Genomic DNA, 25,517 nt, shown 5'->3' with positions numbered 1-25,517 from the left:
CATGTCCACCGGACCCGATGCCGCCGTCGGCTACCCCATACGCGCCGTAGCCGACCGCCTCGGCGTACCGGTGGCCACCCTGCGCAGCTGGAACCAGCGGTACCAGCTGGGCCCGGGTCATCACGAGCCCGGGCGGCACCGGCTGTACACCGCCGCCGACATCGCAGTGCTGGAACGGGTGGTCGCGCTGGTGCGAGCCGGCGCAAGCCCGTCCAGCGCGGTAGCCGAGGTCCGGGTCCCGATTCCGGAACCGGGCGACCGCTCGGCGCTGCTGAACGCCGCGTTCGCCCTCGACAGCGGCCGAGCCGGCGAATTGCTGAGCAGTTATCTGAACCGCCACGGTGTGGTCGGTTTCTGGGAAGACCTGTGCCGGCCCGCATTCGCCGACATAGTCCAGGCTCAGCAGCAGGGCGGCTCCATCGACGTCGAGCACCTGCTGTCCTGGTGCGTGACCTCCGCTCTGCAGGCGATCCCCGCCCCACGCGGGGAGTCGGCGATCCTGCTGGCCTGCACCGGCGGCGAAACCCATGCGCTGCCCCTGACCACGCTGCACGCCGCGCTCGCCGAGCGCGGCCGGCCCGCCACGATGCTGGGGGCGAACACGCCCACCGACGCACTGGTCGACGCTATAGACCGGATTCCGGCACCGACGGTCGTGCTCTGGTCCCAGCAGGAATCCACCGCACTGGCCTCGGCCGTGACCGCCTGCGTTGCGGCCGGCGCGCGGACGTACGTCGCAGGCCCCGGCTGGGCGTCCGTGCGGCTGCCCGCCGATGTCGCGACTCTCGCCAGGCTCACCGAGGCACTGGACGCGCTCGACTGATCGCCGCGGCGTCACCCCGGCCGGATCCGGGGCACCACCCGCCTCGAACCACATAAGAGCCCACGTGAACACGTGCGGTCCACCGCATCGGCTGACACGAGCGAAAAAACGATGCATACTCGATGCATCACCACATCGTGACTACCGAGTCGAGGAGAACAGTGGTCGACGTCTCGAATATGCGCACCGGCAGCCGGGTGGCCGTCGTCGGTAGCGGAGTCGCGGGCCTCACCGCGGCCTGGGTTCTCACTCGTGCGGGGGCGCGAGTCACGGTGTTCGAAGCCGACCCGCGGCTGGGCGGGCATGCGCACACCCATCGCCTCCGCCTCGAGCCGGGCACCGAGGTCGCGGTGGACACTGGATTCATCGTGCACAATGACCGCACCTACCCGACGCTGCTGCGGCTGTTCGCTGAACTGGGCATCGAGACCCGGGCCTCGGACATGAGCATGTCGGTCCGCTGTGACGGCTGCGGTCTGGAGTACGCGGGCGCCCGAGGCCCGAGCGGTCTGTTCGCCCGCCCGGCGCATGCGACGCGAGGCCGTTACCTGCGGTTGCTGACCGAGGTTCCGCGCTTCCACCGGCTGGCCCGCGCGGCCCTGCGCGAGGCGGCCGACGACACCGAGACCCTGGGTGAATTCGTCCGGCGCGCAAGCTTTTCCGGCTACTTCACGACCCATTTCCTGGCCCCGCTCGTCGCGGCGGTGTGGTCCTGCGATCCCGAAACGGCGCTGCGGTACCCCGCGCGCTACCTGTTCACCTTCCTCGACCACCACGGCATGCTCACCGTATCCGGCTCACCGACCTGGCGGACGGTGGTGGGCGGCTCGCACACCTATGTCGCAGCGATCGCCGCCGCGGTCGACACCGTCCACGCGGGGACGCCGGTGCGGGCCCTCGAACGCCACTTCGACGGCGTCGTGCTGCGCGACGACCGCGGCACCGCACACGAATTCGACGCCGCGGTCGTCGCCACTCATCCCGATCAGGCGCTGACCCTGCTCACCGCACCGACCGGGATCGAGCGACAGGTGCTCTCGGCGATGCCGTACTCGGTGAACCGGGCAATCCTGCACACCGACGAATCGGCGCTCCCCCGGGCCGCTCGGGCCCGGGCGTCGTGGAACTATCGGCTGCCGGCCTGCACGGCCGCGCCCGCGCAGGTGCTGGTCACCTACGATCTCACCCGGCTGCAAGGACTTCCGGGCCGGCGGCTGCTGCTCACCCTCAACGACGACACCGGGATACCCGCAGCGGCGGTGCTGGACCGGATGATCTACGGCCATCCCCGCTACACACCGGAATCCGTTGTGGCACAGCAGCACCTGCACCGAATCGGCGACGCCCGCGTGGCGTTCGCGGGCGCCTATCACGGCTGGGGCTTCCACGAGGACGGGGCGTTGTCCGGACTGCGCGCCGCCGAACAGCTCGGTGCCCGCTGGGCCGGGCGAGCCGTCACCACGGTCGCGACGGCATGAAGGCGCAACTGGTGTACACCCGCACGGCCCACGCGCGGCGGGTGCCGCGGCCGCACAACTTCCGGTATCGCGGCTACAGCTGGCTGGTCGACCTGGACGAACTTCCCCGGTTGCCGCGCTGGCTCGCACCGCTGGCGCGGTTCGATCCCGCCGACCACCTCGGTGACCCCCACGCATCGCTGCGCGACAATATCGACAGCTATCTGGCAGAGCAGGGAATCCACCTGCACGGCGGGCGAATCCGCATGTTCGCCAATGCGCGGGTGCTGGGCTGGGTGTTCAACCCGCTCACGGTGTACTGGTGCCGGGACGCCGCCGGGCGGCCCGTCTGCGTGATCGCCGAGGTACACAACACCTACGGTGAGCGGCACCGGTATCTGCTGCGCCCCGACGCGAGCGGCCGCGCCGAGACCCCCAAGCAGTTCTACGTCTCGCCCTTCAACCAGGTCCGCGGTACCTACCGGATCCGGGTGCCGGAACCCGGCGAAAACCTGTTCCTGTCGGTCCTTCTCGACGACGGCGGCCCACGTTTCGCGGCGACCGTCACCGGCCGCTGCCGCCCGGCCGATACCCGATCGGTGTTGCGGGCCGCCCTCACCATGCCCATTGCGCCACTGCGGGTTTCGGCACTGATCCGCTGGCAGGGCATCCGGTTGTGGGCGCACGGCCTGCCCGTGGTGCCCCACCCCAGAGGTCAGGAGACCGAACGATGACCGTCCGCTGCGAATCTGGTGCGCCCGTCGCAGGTCCCCGCTACGAACTCGACCGGCTGCCGCGCGGCCCGCGCGCCGCGATCGCCGCCGCGACCGCCGACCGGCTGTTCCGGCGCGCGGTCCGCCGCCTGCCGCTGCAGGTCGAGTACGGCACCGGCCTCGTGCTGCCGTCCGTCGCGGACGGACCGGTCATGACCGTGCACCGGCCCGATCGTTTCGCGACTCGGCTGGGCACACGGGGGCTGATCGGATTCGGCGAGGCGTACATGGCCGGCGACTGGTCGGCGGCCGACCCGGCGACGGTCCTGGCCGTCTTCGCCGCCGGTATCGACCGCCTGGTACCGGCGCCACTGCGCGCGCTGCGGCGGTGCGTCGTCGCCGCGCACCCGAGCTCGGACCGCAACACACGCGAGCAGGCCCGCGGCAACATCGCCCGCCACTACGACCTGTCCAACGAGTTCTTCGGACTGTTCCTCGACGACACGATGACGTACTCGAGCGCGCTGTTCGGCAGCCTCGATCCGGCGCCGTCGTGGGCGGAGCTCGCACCGGCGCAGGGCGCCAAGATCGATCGGATACTCGATACCGCGCACGTCGGTCCTGGCACCCGGGTACTGGAAATCGGTACCGGCTGGGGCGAACTCGCGGTGCGGGCCGCGGCACGCGGCACCCGGGTGCGGTCGGTCACCCTGTCCGCCGAGCAGTGCCGGCACGCCCGGGATCGGGTCGCGGCGGCCGGGCTCACCGACCGCGTCGAGATCGACCTGCTCGACTACCGTGCGGTGGACGGACACTACGACGCGGTCGTGTCGGTCGAGATGGTCGAGGCCGTCGGCTACGACTTCCTGCCCGGTTACTTCCGTACCGTCGAGCGGGCGCTGCTGCCCGGCGGGCGGGCGGTGATCCAAGCCATCACCATGCCGCACGACCGCATGCTCGCGACCCGCCACACCCACACCTGGATCCAGGAGTACATCTTCCCCGGCGGATTCCTGCCGTCGGCCCGCCTGCTCACCGATACCGCCGCGACCGCCGGACTCGTTGTGCGCGAGAACTTCTCGATAGGTCCGCATTACGCGCACACGTTGCGGCTGTGGCAACGACAATTCCTGGACGCCGAAACGGCCGTCACGGCACTGGGTTTCGACGAGACCTTCCGCCGAATGTGGCAGCTGTACCTCGCTCACTCCGAGGCGGGATTCCGCAGCGGGTACCTGGACGTGGGACAGTTCCTGCTCACCCGCGGGAACGGGCACCTCCCGGCCGAGGCCGCGCAATGAGTCCCCCACCGCCGCAGCCCGACTGGGCGGACCAGTTGCTGGACCGCTCGATCATCGCCGGTTACAGCACGATCGGGTTCCGCCTGCGGAGCCGCCGCTGGCCGCCCGGCGATCCAGCCGCCGGCGCGATGCGCGGGCGCACCGCGCTGGTGACCGGCGCGGCCTCCGGAATCGGGTTCGCGATCGCCGCACAGCTGACTGCTCTCGGGGCGGGTGTGATTCTGGCGGTGCGTAATACGGACGCAGGCGCTGGAACCCGGGACCGGATCCTGGCCGACGTGCCCGGCGCCGATATCGCCGTCCGGCACTGTGATCTCACCGATCCAGCCACCCTGGCCGCCTGCGCACGCACCGCGCCCGAGGTGGTCGATGTCGTCGTCCACAACGCCGGCGTGCTGCCCGATCGCCGCACCGAGACCCACACCGGACACGAACTCACCCTGGCCACCCACGTCCTGGGCCCGCTGGCCTTGACCGACCTGCTGCTGCCCGCGCTGCGGCGCGCACCCGATCCCCGTGTGGTGTTCGTCGCGTCGGCCGGGATGTACACACAGCCGCTCCCGTGGTCCGATCCCGAATACCGGGACGGAACCTACCGCGGTGCAACAGCGTACGCCCGCACGAAACGGATCCAGGTGGCATTCGCGCCCCTCGCCGCGGAGCACTGGCAGATCGGCGTCCACGCGATGCACCCCGGTTGGGTGGATACCCCCGGACTCCGTGCCGCCCTGCCGGCGTTCCGCCGCGTCACCGCCCCGATCCTGCGGGATCCGGGCGCCGGCGCCGATACTGCGGTCTGGCTCGCCGCCACCGGAATGCAACTACCGAACGGTCAGTTCTGGCACGACCGCCGCATCCGGCCGCAGCATCGCCTGCCCACCACCACCTACACCGGGGACCAGGTGGGCGAGCTGTGGGACTACTGCCGGGCGGCAGCCGACATCGGATAGCCGGGCCCGGACCCTTGCGACAGTGCATCGCTATTGCATCGTTTTTACGTTAAGGTAAGAGAAGGAACGCAGCCCAGAACCACCAACCCCGCCGACAAGTCGTTCGAGACAGGAGTAGACATGAACGTTCGGCAAACACAACGCGCGATCGAAAAGGTCGCCGTCGCCGCAGCCCTCGCCGTCACCGTCTCCGGTTCGGTGGCGCAGGCCGACCCACTTGCGGGTACACCACCGGCGCCGGTCGCGTCGCTGGATCTCGAGCGATATCTGGGGACCTGGAATCAACTGGCCGCCGTTCCAGAGCCCTTCTCGCTGGCCTGCGCCCACGATACCCAGGCCCGCTACACCCTCGACCCGGCCGGGAACGTGACCGTGGACAACATCTGCACGACCTGGTCCGGAGCACCGAACCGCATCCTCGGTACCGCCAAGGTCACCGACCCGAGTACCGACGCACAGCTGCACGTGAGCTTTCCCGGCGTGCCGACCCAGGACCAGCTCGACGGCCCGCCGAACTACATCGTCACCGCGCTCGACACCGACTACTCCTGGTCGCTGGTCACCGACCCCGCTCGCCTGTCCGGATTCGTCCTGTCTCGCACCGCGGAACTGACTGCCGCGCAATGGGATCAAATCCGCTCCGCCATCACGTCCGCCGCCGGCATGGATCCGTGTGTGTACCTGACATCGCCCACCACCGGGGGAATCGACACGATCGAACCGCTGTGCACACTGCGCCCCGCCGGATGATCCGCTTGCGGGTCCACCACATACCCGCCGCCGGGCCGGCTCAGCGCCCCGGATCGATGCTCTCCCGCCCGAGCAGATGACGAAGGCACGCGTCCAGGTCGGGATGACGGAAGCTGTACCCCGCGGCGGTCAGCCGGTCCGGTAGCACCCGCTGACTCGCGGCGGCCAGCTCCTCGGCGCCCTGCGCGCCCAGCAACAGCGCGGGACCCCACCGCGGCACCGGAATCACGGCGGGCCGCCGCGACACCCGTGCCAGCGTCGCTGTGTAGTCGAGGTTGCGCACCGGGTTCGGGGCTACAGCGTTCACCGCGCCGGACAGCTCCCCGTCCCACAGTGCCCGGTGGTAGATTTCGACCAGGTCGTCGATGCCGATCCACGACAGCCACTGCCGGCCGTCACCGATGCGCCCACCGAGCCCCGCGGCGAACAGTGGCCTCAGCAGCCGCAGCGTGCCCCCGCGCGGGGACTGCACGATGCCGGTGCGGACCCGGACCACCCGCAATCCCGACCGCGCCGCGGGTTCGGCCGCGTGCTCCCAGTCCGCCACCAGATCGGCGAGGAAACCCGTTCCGCGTGTAGAACTCTCGTCGAGTCGTTCGTCACCGCGATCGGGTCCGTAGTAGCCGACGGCCGAGGCTGTGACGAAGGTCGGCACCCCCGCCGCCGCGGCCCGCTCGGCCAGCGCGCGGGTGGGGCCGACCCGGCTGTCGACCAGGGCGCGGCGGTGGGCGGCGGTGAACCTGCCCGCGATCGAGGCACCTGCCAGATGCACTACGGCGTCGACGCCGTCGAGCAGCTCGGGCGCGGGCGCGGCGAGGTTCCATTCTCGTTCCCCCGCATGCCGGGCCGGGTGGCGAACCAGCCGGATCACCGTGTGTCCTCCGGTGGTCAGGAACGCGGACAGGGCCGATCCCACCAGGCCGGACGAGCCGGTCATCGCGATGACCGACGGCCGGAAACCGTGCGCGGCAGCGCGGTGATGCGCGGCCAGGTCGTCGGCGAGCTGCCGGTAGCGATAGCCGAACATCGGCCGCAACAGCCGGGCCGGGACCGGCGCGGCCACGGAATCCACGACCCGGGTCCGCCCCTGGTCGATTTCCTCGAACCTATGGGTGTGCCGCCAGCGCACCAGCGCCCCCACCGGCACGGACGCGAGGCCGTCGATCGCCGTCTCGTCGGCGAAACACCACGGCGGATCGTAGGCCGCCGGATCGTGCCGGGCCACCCACCGCAGCCCGCCTGGCAGGCGCAACACCGCGCTGCCAGTGTCCAGCGAATCGGCCTCGGCCGCGATCGTCACCGGCTGCCAGGGCGGCGCCAATCTGGCCAGCGCCCCGGGGCGGGAGAACCACGCGAACACATCCTCGCGGGACTCCGGCACCACACTCGAACAGTCGATGCCCATCAGCCGACTCTAACCAGCCGAGTACCCGACTGAATGCAACGTTTACGCATCGATGTACCCGTGTCCGGTCGGCGATCCCGCGCCGACGCAAACCGGCGGCTCATCAGAAGCTCTGCCAGGCGGGCTTGTTCGCGATCGCGAACCGGTAGTAGTCGAGGGCCCGCAGGTTCGCCGCCGCGGCGGGGTCGACGATGACGGTGACGTGCGGGTGCAGCTGCAGGATCGACGCGGGACAGAACGCGGAGACCGGGCCCGGTTCGTTATCGGCGGGCGCGGAGACTCGCGGACCGGCCAGTCCGCTCCGATGTGCCGCTGTGTCAAGGTGATCGGCATCCACCAACGCCGAGAACACCATCCGCAGGCCCATCTCCATCAGCAACTCATTGCCTGGATCCAGCCAACTCGATGGAGTTGATCCATTCGGCCAATTTCACCAGTTCGGTGGTGTTGCGCATATGAATTCGCCAGGACCGGACCACCCTGCCCGGACGTTTTCGGCACATGCCTTCCCACGTTCCGCACAGAAAGCCGCCTGCCTGCCGAGAGCGTCGATAAGCCGGTCGTTATGCACGAATCTGGCCATGACGACGGTCTTCTTGCCCGAAGCGCGGGTGATCGGGCTTGTCCCGGCGAAGTTCTTGCGCGCCTTCGCGCTGCTGAAACGGTCCGGGTCGTCTCCAAACTCGGCGAGCACCCGGGCACCCGGGCACCGAGGATCATTGCCAGGCCGGGCTGGGAGGTGATGATCTCAACGTCCGGGTGCCGGCCAAAATGTAACTCCACCTGCCCCTGCAAGGTCGTCAGGGCCTGCCAGGTCATCGAACGCGTCGAGAGCGGCCGGGAAGAATTCGCGCAGCGCGTTCCGCAGCCGCAGCAGGTGACGGTTGTGTTCCCAGATCAACGTCTTGTGAGCGCGAGCCACCACCTTGATCGCCTCGACTTCTGCGCACGGCGCTTTCGCGAGATACCCAGCGGCGCAGGATGTTTCCGCATGCTGTCGCCGAGCGTTATCCCTCGGCGTCATCCGGACGGCAATAGCCACACCATCGCTATAACCACCATCCCCTGTTTCGCGAAGTTTCCTGGTACGTCCGGCGGTGTCTACAACCCGGTAGCCATGATCGGGGACCGCTCACCGCCGCGACCGAGAGAATCTCGAATCCGATTCTGATCGCGCTGGTGCACAACATGATTGGCCAACTCACTCTCGACCTCGGCGGGGACGACCTGCGCGAGGTCGCGTCGAGCGGTCGGCAGTAGCGCAGCCGGTGGTGTGCTGAGCGACTGCTGGTGACCTCGCGTTGGATAGCGCTGAGATGCCTGAGTGGGTACGGTACTCGTTGATGTCCTGAAAAATGCTCTGGGGCAACGGATATGAAATTCCGGTGCCGGGGACAACAGCTTTACCAGGAGTCAGGATGCCGCAGGTGGGGTCGGATTGCCTTGCGGCTGACGCGATCTCCGTGCGCCCGAAACTGTCGAGCCGGTCGAGCCTGAGGACCGATCTCGGACTTTGACCTGTCATCACCTATCGACGTACAAGTTAGGGGGACCATCGTGACCACATCGCACCTGCCTGGAACCTCCCATCACTCATCGGCGCAGTCCCATACCGCCGGACCGGGGGTTGGCGGTGACGAACCCCGAGAACCGATGTACACCATCGAGTTCGCCAATAACCCACACGCGGCCTACGCGCGGTGGCGCGGTTCGTACGGGCCGCTGGTGCCGGTGGAGCTCGCGCCGGGAGTGCCCGCCACCCTCGTCCTGGGTTACAAGACCGCATTGCGGATCCTGAACGATCCCGAGCATTTTCCCGCGGACCCGCGGAGGTGGCAGACCTCCGTGCCCGCGGGATGCCCGATCCTGCCGATGATGGAATGGCGTCCGAATGCCTTGCGCAGCAGCGGGCATGAGCACAAGCGCTATCGGGCGGCCAATGTCGCCGCGCTCGAGACCGTCGATATGCACCGCATGCGCGCGGTCGTCGAGCGGATCGCGGTGCCGCTGATCAACGAGTTCTGCAGCGGGCTCGGCAACGACGGCGACTCGCACCGCTCGATGGCCTCCGCGGATCTGCTCGGACAGTACATATATCCGCTGGTCTACAGGGTATTGGCCTTCGTTCTGGGTTTCGACGACGATATCAACGAGCAGGTCGGCGCCAGTATGGCGATGCTGTTCGATGCCGTCGGCGGGACCGACGACGGGAACGCGATGCTGGCCGCGGCGATGGACGAGCACATCCGGCGCAAGCGTGCTCGCCCCGGCGGCGATCTCACCTCCCACCTGATCAAGTCCAGCGACTTGAGCACCGAGGAGCTCATCCATCAACTGATAACGCTGTACGGGGCCGGCAGTGAGCCGCAGGTGCATCTGATCTCGAACACGTTGCTGCTCATGATGGTCGACGGCCGGTTCGCCGGCGACCTGATCGGCGGGAGCCTGTCCACCCGCGACGCACTCGATGAGGTGCTGTTCACCAATCCGCCGATGGCCAACTACTGCATCACCTATCCCCCGCAGCCGATCCTGGTCGAGAGCGTGTGGCTGCCCGCGCATCAGCCGGTGGTGATCAGCATGGCCGGATGCAACGCCGACCCGGCCATTCGATCCGACCGTCCCAACAGGTTCGGCAATCGCTCGCATCTGGCTTGGAGTGTGGGACCACACCAATGTCCGGCTCGTGGTCTCGGCTACCAGATCGCCATGGATGCGATCGAATATCTGCTCGATGCTCTGCCGGAACTCCAATTGGCCGTGGCCCCTGAGGATTTGGTATGGCGGCCGGGCCCGTTCCACCGTGCCCTGGAATCGCTGCCGGTCATATTCCCCGAGACTCCGCAATTGCCGGTGTTCACCGAATGAGGAAAACGATGGAACACACCACGCCGCTGGTCCTGGACCCGACCGGCAAAGATATCCAGGGTGAGTCGGCGCGGATCCGCGCCCGCGGCCCGGTCTCCCTGGTCGAGCTGCCTGCCGGAATCCAGGCTTGGGCGGTCACCGACCAGGCGATACTGCACAACCTGCTGCGTGATCCGCGCGTGTCCAAGGATGCCCGCCAGCACTGGCCCGCCTTCATTTCCGGTGAGGTGGGCCCGGGGCACCGTCGCCCGCACGATCTACGGGAACTCGATCAAGACATCGCTCGCGGGCAGCGATCTCACCGATCGCGACACCGTCGTGTCGGTAATGCTCGCCAAGCACTTCATCCAGCCGCACGCACTGCAGTCGGTGACGAACAGTCGCCTCAAAATGGCCGCCCAGGGCATGTTCAGCGCCAACCGGGTCGCCGACTATCTCGGGGTGTGCCACGCGGCCATCACCGGTGAGGGTGACTGCCACGTCCTGGGTTCGGTGGCCGATCGCGTCCTTGCCAAACACCTCGCCGGGAAGCCCGCACCCGAAGCCGGTGTGCACGATCCCGCCGACCCCGGTGACCGTTTGAACCTGTTCCACGCACGCACCCTGACAATCGTGCAGGAGGCACAGCCATATCTCGAGACGCCGGGGCTGGAAGCACGGCTGGCGATCATTCCGGACGCCCTCGCGCTGGCCGAGGCATACTGCGCCGAAGAGGCGCTGCAATTGCTCCAGGAACACGGCACCGAATACGCCGAGATCGCCGCCGTGCGTGACGTTTTCGCACTGAGCTACCTCGATCAGCACGCCACCTGGTACCTCACGCATCGCCTGCTCGAGATCGACGATATCGCAACGATCAAGCAGCAGCTCCGCCACGCCATCGACAACCTCGCCCAATGCCTACCCCAACTACTCGACGCCTTCGGCTTCGACGATGAAATCCTCGGCGCACCAGTACTTTCCGAAGATCTGCCCACCGCATGGGAATCCCGCTGCAACGATCCGCAGCGTCACTGATCCCACCGGAACAGGACGAATCGGGCGCCCGCGCTGGGCGCCCGAAATGCCGCACCGCCAGCTTGAAGTGACGGCACGAACCCCTGAATGGGGCGGATCCGCACAGCGGATCGGACTGAAGTAACGTGCCGTCACATGAGCGATGATCTGGTTGGGAAGAGTGCGCTGGTCACGGGTGCGAGCCGGGGAATTGGGTTCGCGGTGGCTTCGGAGCTTTTGCGGCGGGGGGCCAATGTTGTGGTGACTGCCCGGAAGCAGGGACCGTTGGAGGAGGCGGCGGAGCAGCTGCGGGCGTTGGGGTATTCCGGGAAAGTTGTTGCGGTGGCGGGGAATTCGGGGGAAGCCGAGGCTCGGGCGGAGCAGGTTGCTGCCGCTGTGGCGCAGTTCGGGTCGCTGGATGTGCTGATCAATAACACCGGGATCAATCCGGTGTATGGGTCGCTGATGGAGGCCGATCTGGATGGGGTGCGCAAGATATTCGATGTGAATGTTGTTGCGGCGCTGGGGTATGTGCAGCAGGCATACAAGGCGTGGATGGGTGAGCACGGTGGGGCCGTGGTCAATGTGGCCAGTGTGGCGGGGCTGCGGTCTACCGGGGTTATTGCCGCTTATGGCGCGTCCAAGGCCGCTTTGATTCGGCTGACCGAGGAGCTCGCATGGCAGCTCGGGCCGAAGATCCGGGTCAATGCGGTCGCGCCGGGCGTGATCAAGACCAAGTTCGCGGATGCGCTGTACTCGGCTGATGAGGAGGCTGCGGCGGCCGTTTATCCGATGAAGCGGCTGGGGACGCCGGAGGATGTCGCGGGGCTCATCGGGTTCCTGGCGTCCGCCGAATCAGCTTGGATTACCGGGACCACGATTCGGGTCGATGGTGGACTGCTCGCCACCGGCGGTATCTGAGAGATTGAAAACTTCTGCCCCGCACCGCGATTCGGTGCGGGGCAGTGCTATGTCCGGTTAGCGGAAGACAAGTGCGCCGAGGATTGCCCGTCCGGTCAGACGACCGCGTATGGGTACGCCGCGGCTCGCCGCTGGAACGAGAGAATCCGCAGGTTCTGTACTCGACCCTCGCGGATTTCGATTGCGCGCCTTACCGTTTCACTACCGTCCCACGAGTCGGGTCCGGCCATCACGATAGGCAGATATTCCAGCAGCGCCTCGGAGTTCTCCCAGGTGGCGGAGTTCCACAGGTATGAGGGGCTGTGGTCGACGCCGTAGTAGTACAGCTCCTCCCCCACGGTGAACATCGGGTCCGCGAACGACGTCGGCCGCGCCCATTCGAAGCCCATACCCTCGTCACACGAGACATCGATGAAGAGCGTCCCGGGCGCGAACAGGCTCAAGTCCTCGTTCAGGACGAACATGAGCGGCTCCTCGGTGTCCTGGAGGATGCAGTTCACCACGACGTCGTACTGGGCCAGCATTTCCGCCAGCGGCCCGGGTTCCGGCGCTTTCAAGGCAAGGGTGCGGCTGGGATTCGCCGGGTCACGCGCGAAATGCTGCATGCGCACCGACGCGAACGGCGCGGCCACCGCCGAGACGCTGCGCTGGGTCAGCACCGTGACATCGCTGATCCCGAGCGCCGACAGCGCCCGCACGGCCCCGCGCGCGGTGGCCCCGAAGCTGATCACGGCCGCTCGCAGGCGCCGCCCATAGTCCCCGCTGGAACCGCGCAGCTGCAATGCGTGCAGGACCGAGCAGTACCCGGCCAATTCATTGTTCTTGTGGAACACGTGGACGCTGAAGTTGCCTTCCTTGGTCCAGTGATTCATTGCCTCCCACGCGATCAAGGTCAGCCCGCGGTCGATGGCGAGCTGGGTCATGCGCTCGTCCTGAACGCAGTGCGGCCAGCCCCACACCACCTGTCCCGGGCGCAGGTTCTCCAGGTCTTCGGGCAGCGGCTTGGGCAGCAGCAGCACATCGCATTCGGCGAAAAGCTGTTCGCGCGTACGCAATCCGCCGACCAGTGGCGTCAGGTGTGCGTCGGAGTAGCCGAATCGTTCGCCATAACCGCGTTCAAGGAAGACGCGGCTGCGAAGCTGTGGATCGATCCGGTCGAGGTGTGCGGGGTGGATCGCCAGTCGGTGCTCGTCCTCTTTGCGGGAGGTCGCAACTACACCGATGGTTAGTTGCTTCACTTAGTGAGCCTACACGTCTGTCGCGACCACGCCTTTCTCGGTCGCGATCGGCCTCCGCCGAAGGATGGGGCTAGCGGAAGATCAGTGCGCCGAGGGTGTCGGTGTGGCGGTAGCGCAGGTATTTCTCGACGGTGGGCTCGTCGACGGTGGTGTCCGCAGTGGCGAGGGTGATCACCAGGAATTCGGATTGGCTGCCGGCGCGCCATTTGCCGGTCTCGAAGTGCGAGATCGTGCTGCCCGCGGGCAGTTTGATGTCGTTGTCGTCGAATTGGCCTTCTGCGGCCGAGGCTTTGGCGGCGTCGCGCATGGTGAGGATGAACTGGGTGAGCATTAGTCCGCCCTGCTCGGACTTCCAGATCAGTTCCGAGGCGTACTGGCAGCCGAGGCCGGTGAGCTTGCCGCTCTCCTCGATCGGTGCGCAGGAGTTGTAGTCGTGGCCCTCCACCCAGTCCGCTTGCAAGGCGACATCGCCGAGTCTGAAGTTCCAGGGCTGGCCGTATTCGGTGTAGGTGAAGCGGGCACCGGCCGGTGCGGCCTTGGTCGTGGTGGTGGGGCGGGTGGTGGTCGCGTCGGTGAGGGTCGGCTCTTCCGTCGTCGTGGTGGTCGTCGCCGCTTGATCGGAGCTGTCCTTACCGGCGAGGACGACGATCGCGCCGACCCCGACTGCCAGCATCGCGACCACGGCGAGGGCAATGCCGATCACCAGGCCGGTATCGGAGCGCGGCGGTTGTGGCGGCGCACCGTACCCCTGCGGCTGCGAATACCCTTGCTGCCCAGGCCATCCCGGTTGCGCCACGGGCTGCTGCCAGGCGGGTTCGCTCTGCTGCCCGGTCCAACCCGGCTGCGCGGCGGGCTGCTGCCAGCCGGGGTCGGCCGGCCAGGCGGGCTGCGGCGGTTGTGTGGGCTGGGCCGGCTCGTCCCACCAGGCCGGGTTTTCGGGCTGCTGCCCGTCCTGGCCATTCGGATCGCCACCGAATCCTGGTCCGGACGGCGGTCCGGGTGGATAAGTCATGTAGTCAACCTTTCACGGTGCGCCGGGACCTCCCGACCCGGCGACAGTCACGGAAGCGTATGACGGTCTTCGATCATGATCCAATCAAGGTGTGACTTCCGATCTCGTTGTCTGCGGTGCGGGTCCGGCAGGGCGGACGCTCGCGCACCGCGCACTGGCCCAGGGACAGTCGGTCACCGTCATCGACCCGCGACCGGGTCATCGGTGGACTGCCACCTATGCGGCCTGGGCCGATGAGCTCCCGGACTGGGTGCCGCCAGGCACGCTGGCGGCCACGGTGGATCGTCCGGCCGTCTGGACCACGCGGCGTATCGAATTGGATCGTAGATACGTCATATTCGATACCGCGGCCCTGCAGGATTCACTCGATCTCGCCGGTGTGCGGATCATTACCGACCGGGTGGTCGATATTGTTCCGCCGACCAGGTTCGGACCGCATGCCCTCGATATGCCGTCCGTGCGCCTGGCGTCCGGCCCGGTACTCCCCGGCGGCCGCGTGATCGACGCCCGAGGCATCCCCCGCTCCCCCAAGCTGGCCGAACAGACCGCCTACGGCGTGATGGTCGACCGCGACCAATGGCCGGATCCGGACACCTTTTTCATGGACTGGCGTGACGACAACGGTGCGGATTCGAATGAACCGCGGTCCTTCCTCTACGCAGTCCCGTTGAGCGACAACATGATTCTTCTCGAAGAGACCTGCCTCGCCGGTCGACCAGCCCTCGACCCCCAGGTGCTTCGAGAACGCCTGATACACCGATTGCGTTCTCGCGGAATCACTCTCACCGGCGACGAGCGGATCGAACGCGTCCGCTTCCCCGTCGAGGGTGGCAAACCGCGTCCCGGTACCTTCGGAGCGGCAGGCGCATTGACGCATCCGGCCACCGGTTACAGCGTCGCCGCCGCCCTGCGCACCGCCGATACCGTCGCGGCCGGGGATACCATCTGGACGCCCTCCGCCCGCGCCGTAAATCGACTGCGCCAGAGCGGATTACGAGCCCTGCTCAGCCTCCCTCCCCAGGACCTCCCCCTGTTCTTCGACACCTTCTTCGCCCTCTCTCCCGCGAAACAGCGCGCCTACCTCTCGGCCCGCGACGACCTCCCCGGCACCGCCGCCGCCATGGCCTCCCTCTTCGCCGCTCTCCCCTGGCGACTACGCCGCCACCTCGCCTCCGCCACCGTGACCCTCCCCAGAGGAGTTTGACCATGCGGGAACTTTGACCGCCCTATCGCACGATTCGGTGTTACCGTAGCCCCCTGGTATTGCGGGCTGTGGCGCGAGGGGAACCGATACGAGACCGGTCGGCCGTGTTGCTGCACAAGAACTTCCGGAGCATTGATCCTCATGCGAGATGACAGAACCGTCCTGCTCTCCGTCGTCGTTCCTGCCTTGAACGAGGAACGGTCCATTATCGCGACCCTCGACCGGCTGGTCGGGCAGGAGGCGGTCGATGAAATTATCGTGGTGGACAATGGGTCCACCGATGAGACGCGTGGCTTGGTCGAGAAATATACGGTGAACAATCCGAAGGTGCGGCTGTTGATCGAGCCGCGCCGGGGGTTGCCGTTTGCGCGGAATACCGGATTCGATGCCGCGCGCGGGGAATTCATCGGGCGGACCGATGCCGATACCCTGGTCCTTCCGGATTGGGGCGAGACCATCAAGGGGTATCTGGCGGAGAATCCGGAGGTGGCCGCTGTCACCGGGATCACCACCTACCATGATTCTCCGGTGGGATTCCTACTGCACCTTGGCTATTGGATTCAGGATCGACGCGGGCAACTCGGGAATCGGGTCGGGAATCTACATGGGCCGAATATGGGGATTCGACGGTCGGCGTGGCTGGAGGTGCGCGATCAGACCATGACCAAGGTCGAGGTGGCCGAGGATTTGGATCTGGCATTGTGCCTGATCAAGAAGCAATTGCCGATCCAGCAGTTGAAGGAACTGCGGGCCGACACCTCGGCGCGGCGTCGGCGCGCGACCCCGCGTGAATGGTGGCGATTCCAGTTGACCGGCCTGGATACCATTCGCGGACAGGGCTTTTGGGTGCTGCCGATGCACCGGCGGGTGATTGTCGGAGCATGGCTGGCGCACACCGTGCAGTGGCCGATCTACCTGTTCTGGGACTTCGATCGGCGGCGATTCACGCTGCGCCCCACGAAGACCCGGATTTCGTCGATCGGCCACTGACAGCGTTACCCGTCGAGAACCGGTTATGCCGCGCCCCAACGGGTTACGAGCGCCTCGAGTCCGGCCCGGGTGAGAGAACCCAGCAGGCGGAGGCGAGCGATACCGCCGTCCGGGTAGATATCGAGGCGCACGTGGGTGACCGGGCGGGAACCCTGCACGCGGAAGCGGTGTGGGGTGTCAGGTTGGATCGCGACCGTGGGCAGCAGTTCGAACCAGGCCGGGGAGTCGGCGGCCGGAAGCGGCGCGCCACTGGGCAGGTCGACACCGAGCAGCCGGACTTCGGCCGGTGAGTTGAAGACCAGATTGGTCGTGTCGATCTCGATCAACTCCGGAACACCTTGGGCGGCAAGGCGAATTACCGCCCAGTCATTTCCGTCATCGCGGCGGCGCGCGGTCTCCCAGCCTTCGGCCTGATTGCGGGCGAGGCCGGGCGCGAGCATATTGTCCGCACCCGAATAGAACAGATTCGAGCAATCGATCGCGCGCCCACCGTGTTCCAGTGCCGCCAGATCCACGGTGAGCCCGGTCAGTAGCGCCGGATCGGGTACCACGTCACCGTGCACCCGGAAGCGGGCCACACCGCCGTCCGGATGGATATTGAGGCGCACGTGGGTGAAGATCCGCTCATCCTCGACGGGCAGCTCGTGCCGGGCATCACCCTGGAGCGCTATGCGCGGCACGATCTCCACCCAGTCCGCCGAATCCAGCTGCGCCACAGCGGGATACCCGCTCACCCGGCACGCCTCCACGAATGCGAACGGTGGGTAGTTGCCCTTGAACCACGCCGTATCGATCACCACGCCCCGCACGATGCCGGGCATGCCGAGCCGGATGATCGCCCAGTCGTGCCCGGGTGCACCGCGCCGCCGTCGCGTCTCCCAGCCGTCGTACTCCTGACCTTTGGTGCCGAAGGTCTCGGCGGAGAATCGCGGCTCCCACGGTTGGATGAGGTTCTCGCGCTCCTCGAAGGATTCGTCGCTGGCGGCGATGACGCTCGCCCGGTAGGTCCGCAGTGCCAGGTCCGGCAGGCTGGTGAAGTCCGACATCGCTTCCTCTTTCAGTAGATGTGTTCGGGCGCAATCTGTTCGGGCGCTATGCGTTTCGGGACAGCAGATCGCCGAGGCGGGTTTGCGCGATTCGCACGGCGAGTTGTTCCAGTAGCGGCCCGGCATTGCTGATGCACCGTTGCGGGTCCGGTTCGATATCGGTCAACGCGTAGACATCCTCGAATCCGAAGCGGCGCAGCATATCCCGAGTGAGCAGCCGCTGTCCGGCGACGGCCAGCACCGGGATGCCGACCGCGGCGGCGGCGCGCGCCACGCCGATCGGAGCCTTGCCGTGCAGGGTCTGCCGGTCCAGACAGCCCTCACCTGTGATCACCAGCCGCGCGCCCTGCAAACGATCCGCGAAATCCAGGTGCCGCAGAATCAATTCGATGCCGGGTTCGCTGCGCGCACCCAGGAACGCGATCGCGGCGAATCCGACGCCGCCCGCCGCACCGGCTCCGGGCCGATCCGCGGAGTCGACGCCGAGATCACGCCGCGCGACCTCGGCGAATCGGGCGAGCCCGCGTTCGAGGGCCGCGATATCCTCTGCGCCAGCGCCCTTTTGGGGCCCGTACACATGTGCGGCTCCTCGCGGCCCGAGCAGCGGATTGTCCACATCGGAGGCCACCGTCACCGGCACCCGCACCAGGTCGGCGATATCGATTCGCGCCAACCGCACCAATGCCGCACCGCCCGGGGGCAATTCGACCCCCTCGGCGTCGAGCAGGCGCGCGCCGAGCGCGGTCAGCATGCCCGCACCACCATCGGTGCAGGCACTTCCACCGAGCCCCAGCACAATTCGCCGCGCACCGCGTGTAACCGCCGTGCGCATCAACTCTCCGGCGCCCGCACTGGTGGCGGTGCGCGCGGTGGCCGGGGTGGGCCGGTCGGGTAAGCGCCGCAGCCCGGAGGCTTCGGCGAGTTCGATAACGGCCGTCTCGCCCCTCATCGCAAACGAGGCGACCACTCGATTCCCGACCGGCCCGGTGACGGCGGTCTGCAGGCTGGCGAAGCCCGAGGCCACCATCGCGTCCACGGTCCCGTCCCCGCCATCGGCGACGGGGACGCAAACCACGGGCAGTTCCGGGCGGGTCTGCCGCAGACCGGCCGCGATATGCGCGGCCACCTGCGCGGCTGTCAATGACCCTTTGAACTTGTCGGGGGCGACGATCACCTGCCCGTCCCGCCACCCCCGTCCCGAACCACCGCGCGCGTGAATCACGAGGGGCTCCCGGCCGATTCGTACTCCACCCGCGCGGCTATGGCAGTCGGGGCATCGGAGAAGGAAACGGCGAGCTCCTCGAATTCGGTGATGCTGTCGATCTCGAGGCCCATGGACACGTTGGTGACGCGTTCGAGAATGACCTCCACCAGGACCGGCACCCGATGCTCGGCCATCAACCGCTTGGCCTCCACGAAGGCCGCCCCGATCCGATCGGGTTCGGTCACACGAATCGCCTTGCAGCCCAACCCTTCCGCGACTTTGAGGTGATCCACGCCGTAGCCGCCGACCTCGGGGCTGTTGATATTGTCGAACGACAGCTGGACGTAGTAGTCCATATCGAAGGTGCGCTGTGCCTGGCGAATCAGTCCCAGGTACGAATTGTTCACCACCACATGCACATACGGGATATTGAACTGTGCGCCGACGGCCAATTCCTCGATGAGGAACTGGAAGTCGTAGTCACCTGAGAGCGCCACCACGGTCTCGCCGGGCACGGCGGTGGCGACGCCGATCGCGGCGGGCAGCGTCCACCCGAGCGGACCGGCCTGTCCGGCATTGATCCAATGCCGCGGCTTGTACACGTGCAGCATCTGCGCCGCCTGAATCTGCGACAGTCCGATGGTGGTGACGTAACGCGTATCGGGTCCGAACGCCGCGTTCATCTCCTCGTACACCCGCTGCGGTTTGATCGGCACGGTGTCGAAGTGCGTCTTGCGCAATAGGGTTCGCTTGCGCTCGCGGCAGGTCGCCGCCCACTCCGAGCGATCACGCAGCTGTCCGGTGAGCTGCAATTCGTGCACCACGTCGAGGAATTCGGCCAGCGCCGCCCCGGCATCGGAGACAATCCCGTAGTCGGCCGCGAACACTCGCCCGATCTGTGTCGGCTCGATATCGACGTGCACGAAAGTGCGTTCCCCGGTGTAGGTTTCGACGCCACCGGTATGCCGGTTGGCCCACCGATTGCCGATGCCCAGCACGAAATCCGATTCCAGCAGCGTCGCATTGCCGTAACGGTGCGAGGTCTGCAACCCGACCATGCCCGCGTGCAGCGGATGGTCATCGGCGATGGTGCCCCAGCCCATGAGCGTCGGCACCACGGGAATGCCGGTCAGCTCGGCGAACTCGACGAGCAGGTCCGCGGCATCGGCATTGACGATGCCACCACCGGCCACGATCAACGGCCGCTCGGCCGCGTTCAGCATGGCGATGGCCTTCTCCGCCTGCGCGCGAGTCAAGGCGGGTCGATGCACGTCCAGGGGTGTGTAGGTCTCGATATCGAATTCGATCTCGGCCAGCTGCACATCGATCGGCAGATCGATGAGAACCGGCCCCGGACGCCCGGATCGCATGAGCTGGAACGCCTTCTGGAAGGTGCCCGGCACCTGTGCGGCCTCCAGCACGGTCACCGCCCACTTACTCACCGGCGCGGCAATGGAGGCGATATCGACTGCCTGGAAATCCTCCTTGTGCAGTTTGGCGACCGGAGCCTGTCCGGTAATGCACAGGATCGGAATGGAATCCGCACTCGCCGAATACAACCCGGTGATCATGTCGGTGCCCGCCGGCCCGGAGGTGCCGATGCAGATGCCGATATTGCCGGGTGCGGCGCGAGTGAAGCCCTCTGCCATATGTGAGGCGGCTTCGACGTGCCGGGCGAGAACATGCTTGATCCCGCCGTGCGCCCGCATCGCGCTGTAGAAGGGGTTGATGGCCGCGCCGGGAAGGCCGAATGCCTGTGTCGCGCCTTCCTTTTCGAGAATGAGCACGGCAGCATCCACAGCCCGCATGCGTGTCATGTCAGATCCCCTTTCGGGTCGGGGTGCGAGGTTCGATGGTGCAGTGCTCCACCACCCAGCCCGCTGGTACGCCGATGGCGCAGATGCCGTGACCGTCCGCCAGACACGGTCCGTAGCCGGAGGTGCTGAGCGAAACCGTCTGCAGCGCGGAGACGCTCGGTGCGCTCACGCCTGTCCCTTACCGGACAGTGCTTCGGTGACCAGCAGCAGCGCGGAATGGTCGAGCGAGCCGTGCCCCATGGCGCGGGCGGCGGCAATGAGCTGCGCGGTGAGCGCGCCTATGGGGATCGCGACCTCGGCCTGCCGGGCGGCGGCCAGGATGATGCCCATATCCTTGTGGTGCAGATCGATTCGGAAGCCGGGCTGGAAACTGCGCTCCAGCATGGACTTTCGCTTGAGCTCGAGAATCTTGCTCCCTGCGAGACCACCGGCCAGCACATCGAGGCCCGCCTCGGCATTCGCGCCCAGGTTCTCCATGAGCAGGATCGCCTCGGCGACAAGCGCGTAGGTGCCGCCGACCACGAGCTGATTGGCGGCCTTCACCACCTGACCCGCACCATTCGGACCGACGAGCGCGATGGTCTTGCCAACGGCCTCGAAAACCTCACGGGCAGAGTCGAAGTCCTCACGCGCACCACCGACCATGATGGACAGCGTGCCGTTCACCGCCCCCGGCTCACCTCCGCTGACGGGGGCGTCGAGCACCCGAAGCCCCTTCTTGGCTCCTTCGGTGGCGGTCCACTCCGATGTGCGCGGGGTAATGGTGGAGAAGTCGATGTAGAGCGTGCCGGGAGCCGCGTGCTCGAGCACATCGGCGAACACCGACTCGACATGCTCATCCTGCGGCAGCATGGTGATGACAATGTCCTTGCCGCGCACCGTCTCCACGGCATTCGTGCCCGCGATACCACCGGCGGCCGTCAGCCGTTCGACCGCCGCGTCACTGTGGTCATAGCCGGTAACATCGTGCCCCGCTTTGACCAGATGCCCGGCCATCGGGCCGCCCATAATGCCGAGACCGACAAATCCGATGCTGCTCACTTGATCCACTCCCAATTCAGTTCGGGGTCTTTGTATTCCAGGCCGATCCAGCCGTCATATCCGCTCGCGTCGAGCACCTTGAAGAGCTCCGCGAAGTCGAGGACGCCGGTCCCGGGACGCCCGCGCCCCGGCGAATCGGCGACCTGGACGTGACCGATATAGCCGCCGTAGGTGTCTATGACGCCGGGCAGGTTCTCACCCATGCGGGCGAGGTGGTACAGGTCGCAGAGGAACCGCAGATTGGGTTCACCGACCTTCTCGATAATCCGCACCGCGTGTGCGGCCGAGACGATCGGATAGTCCGGCGACTCATAGGCATTGAGCGCCTCGAGTAGAACGGTCGCACCGATGCGCTGGGCGGCGGCGGCGGCCAGGCGCAGGTTCTCCAACGCCAGCTCGTCCTGTTTCTCCGGGTTCTCGCCGGCAATCATGTTGCCGTACAGCGCATTCAGCGCCTTGCACCCGGTGCGCTCGGCAATCCCGACCGCGATTTCGATATTGTCCCGGAACCGGGTCTCCTGCCCGGGCACCGAAACCAGTCCCCGGCCGGCGGGAATCAGGTCGATGAAGTTCAGCCCGACCAGCTGCACGCCCGCATTCTCGATCGCCGAGACGAACGCATCGATATCCGCGTCGGCGGGCGTCGGATCGTCCCCGAAGGGCCACCAGAATTCCACCGCGTCGAATCCGGCGGCCTTGGCGGCGGCCGGCCGTTCCAGCAGCGGCAGATCGGTGAAGAGAATCGAACAATTGACGTCATATTTCCGGAGCGCACCCCCGGAGGTGTATTTCATCGAGTTCCTTCGCGATAGGTCGACCAGCTGCCGAATTCGGTGATATCGATCAGCTGCGGATAGGAGACGGGCGGCCGGCGCAGCAGCATGGCCAGCACCGAGCGGTGGTCGTCGAGTTCGATCACGCCGAGCTCGAGCTCCGGCGGTTCGGCCGGCAGCAGGCTCTTGCGCAGTACGTCCATCGAGACTTCGAAGAGCTCGCCCGCGATGGGCGCGCCGCCGTCGGGAACGGGGTGCAGGCCCGGGAAGCGGTCGCCGATGGAGTAGAAGCGGTACTGCGGCGCGGTGGTGACTTCACCCGCGAAGGGCGCGCCAGCCAGGAGATGGTTGAGGGGTCCGCCGCGCATGGCACCCCCGTTCAAGAAGATCAAAGGCATTGGGGTCGATCCTTTTTCGATTACTGCGTGGAGAATTCGAGGCCGTCCGGAATCCGGAGTTCTGGCATGGGGACGGTGTCGCGGTGGATGGGTGCGGCGCTGCGACCCAGTGGGATGCCGGAGCCGCCGCGGCGCACCGCCACGATTTCGGCGGCAATGGAGACGGCGGTCTCCTCCGGTGTGCGGCCGCCCAGATCGAGGCCGATGGGCGAACGGAGCCGGGCCAGTTCGGTCTCGGTCATACCGATCGCGCGCAGCCGGGTGAGGCGATCGTCGTGGGTGCGCCGCGATCCCATCGCACCGACGAAGGCCACCGGTAGGCGCAAGGCCACTTCCAGCAGTGGAACATCGAATTTGGCGTCGTGGGTGAGCACACACAGCACGGTGCGTGCGTCGATGTGGGTGTCGGCCAGGTAGGTGTTCGGCCACGCCACCACTACCTCGTCGGCGTCGGGAAACCTTGCGGGAGTGGCGAATATGGGGCGGGCGTCGCAGACCGTGACGTGGTAGCCGAGGAATTTGCCGATACGGGCGACAGCGGCGGCGAAATCGATCGCGCCGAACACGATCATCCGCGGCGGCGGTACCTCCGATTGCACGAAGACGGTGGATTCGGCGTCATCGCAGCCGATGGTGCGGATTCCGGTCGCGCCGGTGTCGAGCATGGCACGGGCCTCGGCGACGACGGTTTCGTGGAAGGTCGCGCCGACGGTCCACCACGATCCCAGGGCCATGGCGGCCCCGGTGTTCAAGTCGCGGACCAGGGCGACGGGATCTTCCGAACGCAGGAGTGCTTCGAAGGCGGTGCGATTGGCCGCGGTGACCGGCTGGACGAAAACCTCTATGGTGCCGCCACAGGTCAATCCGACCGCGAAGGCATCGGAATCGCTGTAGCCGAACGTTTCTCGTTGAATCTTCCCGGTGCGCAACGACTCGCGGCACAGCTCGTAGACCGCGCCCTCCACGCAACCGCCGGAGATGCTGCCGACGACCACGCCGTCGGTATTCACCGCCAGCGCCGCGCCCACCGGCCGGGGCGCACTGCCGCCGATCGCGATGATCGAGGCTACGGCGTAATCCTGTTGCGCCGCATGCCATTCCAAGATTTGTGCCGCGATGTCGCGCATATCAGCCTCCCAGGACCGATTCGATGGCGTTGATACCGAAGTAGGCGGCGAACACAATGCTGACCACGCCTACCAGCCAATGGATTTCACGGAATTTGCCGCGTGCGGCCTTGATCACCGCGTAGCAGATCAGGCCCGCGCCGACACCGTTGGTAATGGAGTAGGTGAACGGCATGAGCGCGATGGTCACGAAGGCCGGGACGGCGATCTCCAGGTCATTCCAGTCGATCTTGCGGGCCTGGGTCATCATGAGCGCGCCGACCAGCACCAGGGCCGGAGCCGCGGCCTGGATCGGCACCACCGCCGCGAGTGGGGTGAAGAACACTGCGGCACAGAACAATCCGCCGGTGACCACGCTGGTGAGTCCGGTACGTGCGCCCTCACCGACGCCCGTCGCGGATTCCACATAGACGGTGCTGCCCGCGCCTCCGCTGACGCCGCCCATGATCTGGGCGACACCGTCGACGGTGAGGATCTTGCCGATGCCCGGCATAGTGCCGCGCTCGTCCAACAGCTCAGCTTCGTCGCAGACGCCGAAAACCGTTCCCATGGCGTCGAAGAACCCCGTGAGCACCAGCGTGAACAGCACCACACTCGCCACCAGTCCGCCGGCGCGAGCGAAGCCGCCGACCAGATCGACATTGAACATGAGACCGAAATCCGGTGTGGCGAACAGGGAATCGGGCCGTTGCGGCACCACGGTCCCCCACGCCTTGGGATCGATATCGGCGATGGCATTGATCACGATCGCGAGCAGCGTCGACAGGGCGATGCTGATCAGGATCGCGCCGGGCACCTTGCGGACATACAGCCCGATCATGAGCAGCAGGCCGAAGGCGAAAACCACTACGGGCCAACCCTGTAGGTGCCCATCGACACCGAGTGTGACCGGTGGACCGCCCGGCGATCCGTGGCCGACGACTCCGGAGGAGACCAGGCCGATCATGGCGATGAACATGCCGATACCGACACCGATGGCGTTCTTGAGCGCCGTCGGAATGGCATTGATGATCATGGTTCGCAGGCCGGTGGCGGCCATGATCACAATGATCACGCCCATCAGGACCACCAGGCCCATGGTCTGGGGCCAGGTCATATGAGGGGCCGCCTGGAAGGCGACCACCGGGACCACCCCGAGACCCGCTGCGAGAGCGAGTGGTACGTTGCCGACCAGGCCCATGAGGACTGTGGAGAGTCCGGCCGAGAACGCGGTGGCTGTGGTGAGCTGAGCGATACTGAGATGGTTACCGTCGATATCGGTCACCCCGCCGAGGATGAGCGGGACGAGCAGGATAACGTAGGCCATGGCGACGAATGTGGTGATTCCGCCACGGATTTCACGTGAGACTGTGGTGCGACGTGCACTCAACTTGAAGAACCGGTCGAGTGCCGAACCCCCGGCAATGGTGGTGGGGGTCGGATCTTGGATTTGGGTCATTGGCATGCCCTCCTAAGGGCGTAGCCGACCTACGGTCCGGGATTC

23 protein-coding genes and 2 pseudogenes are annotated in these 25,517 nt (G+C 66.8%); 11 read left to right on the top strand and 14 right to left on the bottom strand.

The genetic code is table 11. From position 1 onward, the window contains the following. The first annotated feature begins 1 nt into the window (after window position 1). The 6 genes from GFY24_RS09035 (at window position 2) to GFY24_RS09010 (ending at window position 5,994) form a co-directional block, all read left to right on the top strand. On the top strand, window positions 2-823 hold the full coding sequence (locus tag GFY24_RS09035; protein ID WP_153804518.1) for a MerR family transcriptional regulator: 822 nt from the start codon (window positions 2-4) through the stop codon (window positions 821-823). Between the two features lie 179 nt (window positions 824-1,002). Beyond that, entirely contained in the window at window positions 1,003-2,301 is a 1,299-nt protein-coding gene (locus GFY24_RS09030) for an NAD(P)/FAD-dependent oxidoreductase (protein WP_153804743.1), read from the top strand. After that, the gene (locus tag GFY24_RS09025) at window positions 2,298-3,014 is read left to right on the top strand and encodes a DUF1365 domain-containing protein (protein ID WP_153804517.1); all 717 of its coding nucleotides are present in this window, start codon (window positions 2,298-2,300) and stop codon (window positions 3,012-3,014) included. The genes GFY24_RS09030 and GFY24_RS09025 overlap by 4 nt, the downstream gene beginning before the upstream one ends. Continuing rightward, the gene (locus GFY24_RS09020) at window positions 3,011-4,294 is read left to right on the top strand and encodes a cyclopropane-fatty-acyl-phospholipid synthase family protein (protein WP_153804516.1); all 1,284 of its coding nucleotides are present in this window, start codon (window positions 3,011-3,013) and stop codon (window positions 4,292-4,294) included. Before GFY24_RS09025 ends, GFY24_RS09020 begins: the two co-directional genes overlap by 4 nt. Then, on the top strand, window positions 4,291-5,244 hold the full coding sequence (locus GFY24_RS09015; protein ID WP_153804515.1) for an SDR family NAD(P)-dependent oxidoreductase: 954 nt from the start codon (window positions 4,291-4,293) through the stop codon (window positions 5,242-5,244). Before GFY24_RS09020 ends, GFY24_RS09015 begins: the two co-directional genes overlap by 4 nt. A gap of 120 nt (window positions 5,245-5,364) precedes the next feature. After that, window positions 5,365-5,994 carry a lipocalin family protein gene (locus GFY24_RS09010; protein WP_153804514.1) on the top strand — a complete coding sequence of 210 codons (630 nt, stop codon included), beginning with the start codon at window positions 5,365-5,367 and terminating at the stop codon, window positions 5,992-5,994. A gap of 40 nt (window positions 5,995-6,034) precedes the next feature. On the opposite strand, the gene GFY24_RS09005 is transcribed toward GFY24_RS09010, so the two are convergent. The 3 genes and pseudogenes from GFY24_RS09005 to GFY24_RS43600 form a co-directional block, all read right to left on the bottom strand. Continuing rightward, window positions 6,035-7,399, bottom strand: coding sequence for a TIGR01777 family oxidoreductase (locus GFY24_RS09005; protein ID WP_153804513.1), 1,365 nt, complete (start codon window positions 7,397-7,399; stop codon window positions 6,035-6,037). A gap of 103 nt (window positions 7,400-7,502) precedes the next feature. Next, a pseudogene (locus tag GFY24_RS09000) lies at window positions 7,503-7,652 on the bottom strand (glucosamine-6-phosphate deaminase); the annotation flags it as partial. A 264-nt stretch (window positions 7,653-7,916) separates the two neighbouring features. Then, window positions 7,917-8,342, bottom strand: a pseudogene (locus GFY24_RS43600) (transposase); the annotation flags it as partial. 710 nt (window positions 8,343-9,052) lie between these two features. Between GFY24_RS43600 and GFY24_RS08990 the strand changes: the two are divergent. The 3 genes from GFY24_RS08990 (at window position 9,053) to GFY24_RS08980 (ending at window position 12,184) form a co-directional block, all read left to right on the top strand. Then, the gene (locus GFY24_RS08990) at window positions 9,053-10,267 is read left to right on the top strand and encodes a cytochrome P450 (RefSeq protein ID WP_153804512.1); all 1,215 of its coding nucleotides are present in this window, start codon (window positions 9,053-9,055) and stop codon (window positions 10,265-10,267) included. Between the two features lie 222 nt (window positions 10,268-10,489). Next, window positions 10,490-11,284 (top strand): acyl-CoA dehydrogenase, encoded by a 795-nt coding sequence (locus GFY24_RS08985; RefSeq protein ID WP_194852791.1) that lies wholly within the window; start codon window positions 10,490-10,492, stop codon window positions 11,282-11,284. A gap of 135 nt (window positions 11,285-11,419) precedes the next feature. Then, window positions 11,420-12,184 (top strand): SDR family oxidoreductase, encoded by a 765-nt coding sequence (locus GFY24_RS08980; RefSeq protein ID WP_153804510.1) that lies wholly within the window; start codon window positions 11,420-11,422, stop codon window positions 12,182-12,184. Window positions 12,185-12,279: 95 nt separating this feature from the next. Here GFY24_RS08980 and GFY24_RS08975 read toward each other — a convergent pair whose 3' ends face one another. Continuing rightward, a complete protein-coding gene (locus tag GFY24_RS08975) occupies window positions 12,280-13,422 on the bottom strand; it encodes a N(5)-(carboxyethyl)ornithine synthase (RefSeq protein ID WP_309230634.1) in 1,143 nt (380 codons plus the stop codon). A gap of 70 nt (window positions 13,423-13,492) precedes the next feature. After that, entirely contained in the window at window positions 13,493-14,434 is a 942-nt protein-coding gene (locus GFY24_RS08970; protein WP_153804509.1) for a hypothetical protein, read from the bottom strand. 91 nt (window positions 14,435-14,525) lie between these two features. Between GFY24_RS08970 and GFY24_RS08965 the strand changes: the two genes are divergently transcribed. After that, a complete protein-coding gene (locus GFY24_RS08965; RefSeq protein WP_309230633.1) occupies window positions 14,526-15,638 on the top strand; it encodes a lycopene cyclase family protein in 1,113 nt (370 codons plus the stop codon). A gap of 141 nt (window positions 15,639-15,779) precedes the next feature. Continuing rightward, the gene (locus GFY24_RS08960) at window positions 15,780-16,628 is read left to right on the top strand and encodes a glycosyltransferase family 2 protein (RefSeq protein ID WP_153804508.1); all 849 of its coding nucleotides are present in this window, start codon (window positions 15,780-15,782) and stop codon (window positions 16,626-16,628) included. A gap of 23 nt (window positions 16,629-16,651) precedes the next feature. Here the strand turns inward: GFY24_RS08960 and alc are convergent, their stop codons facing one another. The 9 genes from alc to GFY24_RS08915 are packed head-to-tail and all read right to left on the bottom strand — an operon-like array spanning window position 16,652 to window position 25,472. Then, complete coding sequence (alc, locus tag GFY24_RS08955; RefSeq protein WP_153804507.1) at window positions 16,652-17,674, bottom strand: allantoicase; 1,023 nt, start codon at window positions 17,672-17,674, stop codon at window positions 16,652-16,654. 46 nt (window positions 17,675-17,720) lie between these two features. Next, a complete protein-coding gene (locus GFY24_RS08950) occupies window positions 17,721-18,896 on the bottom strand; it encodes a glycerate kinase (protein ID WP_309230632.1) in 1,176 nt (391 codons plus the stop codon). Beyond that, window positions 18,893-20,695: a glyoxylate carboligase gene (gene gcl, locus GFY24_RS08945; protein ID WP_153804506.1), complete on the bottom strand. Its 1,803-nt coding sequence runs from the start codon at window positions 20,693-20,695 to the stop codon at window positions 18,893-18,895. Before gcl ends, GFY24_RS08950 begins: the two co-directional genes overlap by 4 nt. A gap of 1 nt (window position 20,696) precedes the next feature. After that, window positions 20,697-20,864: a hypothetical protein gene (locus GFY24_RS08940; protein ID WP_153804505.1), complete on the bottom strand. Its 168-nt coding sequence runs from the start codon at window positions 20,862-20,864 to the stop codon at window positions 20,697-20,699. Further along, window positions 20,861-21,736 carry an NAD(P)-dependent oxidoreductase gene (locus tag GFY24_RS08935; RefSeq protein WP_309230631.1) on the bottom strand — a complete coding sequence of 292 codons (876 nt, stop codon included), beginning with the start codon at window positions 21,734-21,736 and terminating at the stop codon, window positions 20,861-20,863. Before GFY24_RS08935 ends, GFY24_RS08940 begins: the two co-directional genes overlap by 4 nt. After that, entirely contained in the window at window positions 21,733-22,530 is a 798-nt protein-coding gene (locus GFY24_RS08930; protein ID WP_153804504.1) for a hydroxypyruvate isomerase family protein, read from the bottom strand. Before GFY24_RS08930 ends, GFY24_RS08935 begins: the two co-directional genes overlap by 4 nt. After that, window positions 22,527-22,907 (bottom strand): gamma-glutamylcyclotransferase, encoded by a 381-nt coding sequence (locus GFY24_RS08925; RefSeq protein WP_153804503.1) that lies wholly within the window; start codon window positions 22,905-22,907, stop codon window positions 22,527-22,529. The genes GFY24_RS08930 and GFY24_RS08925 overlap by 4 nt, the downstream gene beginning before the upstream one ends. Before the next feature lie 20 nt (window positions 22,908-22,927). Continuing rightward, window positions 22,928-24,034: an XdhC family protein gene (locus GFY24_RS08920; RefSeq protein WP_153804502.1), complete on the bottom strand. Its 1,107-nt coding sequence runs from the start codon at window positions 24,032-24,034 to the stop codon at window positions 22,928-22,930. Window position 24,035: 1 nt separating this feature from the next. Beyond that, on the bottom strand, window positions 24,036-25,472 hold the full coding sequence (locus GFY24_RS08915) for an NCS2 family permease (protein ID WP_153804501.1): 1,437 nt from the start codon (window positions 25,470-25,472) through the stop codon (window positions 24,036-24,038). Window positions 25,473-25,517: the final 45 nt, after the last annotated feature.

It is taken from the genome of Nocardia sp. SYP-A9097 (genome assembly GCF_009649815.1).
Classification (GTDB): Bacteria; Actinomycetota; Actinomycetes; order Mycobacteriales; family Mycobacteriaceae; genus Nocardia.
Note: the sequence above shows the minus strand (reverse complement) of the source record. Positions and strands in the feature narration are given on the sequence as shown.

Bases quoted from the DNA above. Each gene is read 5' to 3' on its own strand.
- GFY24_RS09035 (WP_153804518.1), top strand. From the start codon at position 2: ATGTCCACCGGACCCGATGCCGCCGTCGGCTACCCCATACGCGCCGTA.
- GFY24_RS09030 (WP_153804743.1), top strand. From the start codon at position 1,003: ATGCGCACCGGCAGCCGGGTGGCCGTCGTCGGTAGCGGAGTCGCGGGC.
- GFY24_RS09025 (WP_153804517.1), top strand. From the start codon at position 2,298: ATGAAGGCGCAACTGGTGTACACCCGCACGGCCCACGCGCGGCGGGTG.
- GFY24_RS09020 (WP_153804516.1), top strand. From the start codon at position 3,011: ATGACCGTCCGCTGCGAATCTGGTGCGCCCGTCGCAGGTCCCCGCTAC.
- GFY24_RS09015 (WP_153804515.1), top strand. From the start codon at position 4,291: ATGAGTCCCCCACCGCCGCAGCCCGACTGGGCGGACCAGTTGCTGGAC.
- GFY24_RS09010 (WP_153804514.1), top strand. From the start codon at position 5,365: ATGAACGTTCGGCAAACACAACGCGCGATCGAAAAGGTCGCCGTCGCC.
- GFY24_RS09005 (WP_153804513.1), bottom strand. From the start codon at position 7,399: ATGGGCATCGACTGTTCGAGTGTGGTGCCGGAGTCCCGCGAGGATGTG.
- GFY24_RS08990 (WP_153804512.1), top strand. From the start codon at position 9,053: ATGTACACCATCGAGTTCGCCAATAACCCACACGCGGCCTACGCGCGG.
- GFY24_RS08980 (WP_153804510.1), top strand. From the start codon at position 11,420: ATGAGCGATGATCTGGTTGGGAAGAGTGCGCTGGTCACGGGTGCGAGC.
- GFY24_RS08970 (WP_153804509.1), bottom strand. From the start codon at position 14,434: ATGACTTATCCACCCGGACCGCCGTCCGGACCAGGATTCGGTGGCGAT.
- GFY24_RS08960 (WP_153804508.1), top strand. From the start codon at position 15,780: ATGCGAGATGACAGAACCGTCCTGCTCTCCGTCGTCGTTCCTGCCTTG.
- alc (WP_153804507.1), bottom strand. From the start codon at position 17,674: ATGTCGGACTTCACCAGCCTGCCGGACCTGGCACTGCGGACCTACCGG.
- gcl (WP_153804506.1), bottom strand. From the start codon at position 20,695: ATGACACGCATGCGGGCTGTGGATGCTGCCGTGCTCATTCTCGAAAAG.
- GFY24_RS08930 (WP_153804504.1), bottom strand. From the start codon at position 22,530: ATGAAATACACCTCCGGGGGTGCGCTCCGGAAATATGACGTCAATTGT.
- GFY24_RS08925 (WP_153804503.1), bottom strand. From the start codon at position 22,907: ATGCCTTTGATCTTCTTGAACGGGGGTGCCATGCGCGGCGGACCCCTC.
- GFY24_RS08920 (WP_153804502.1), bottom strand. From the start codon at position 24,034: ATGCGCGACATCGCGGCACAAATCTTGGAATGGCATGCGGCGCAACAG.
- GFY24_RS08915 (WP_153804501.1), bottom strand. From the start codon at position 25,472: ATGACCCAAATCCAAGATCCGACCCCCACCACCATTGCCGGGGGTTCG.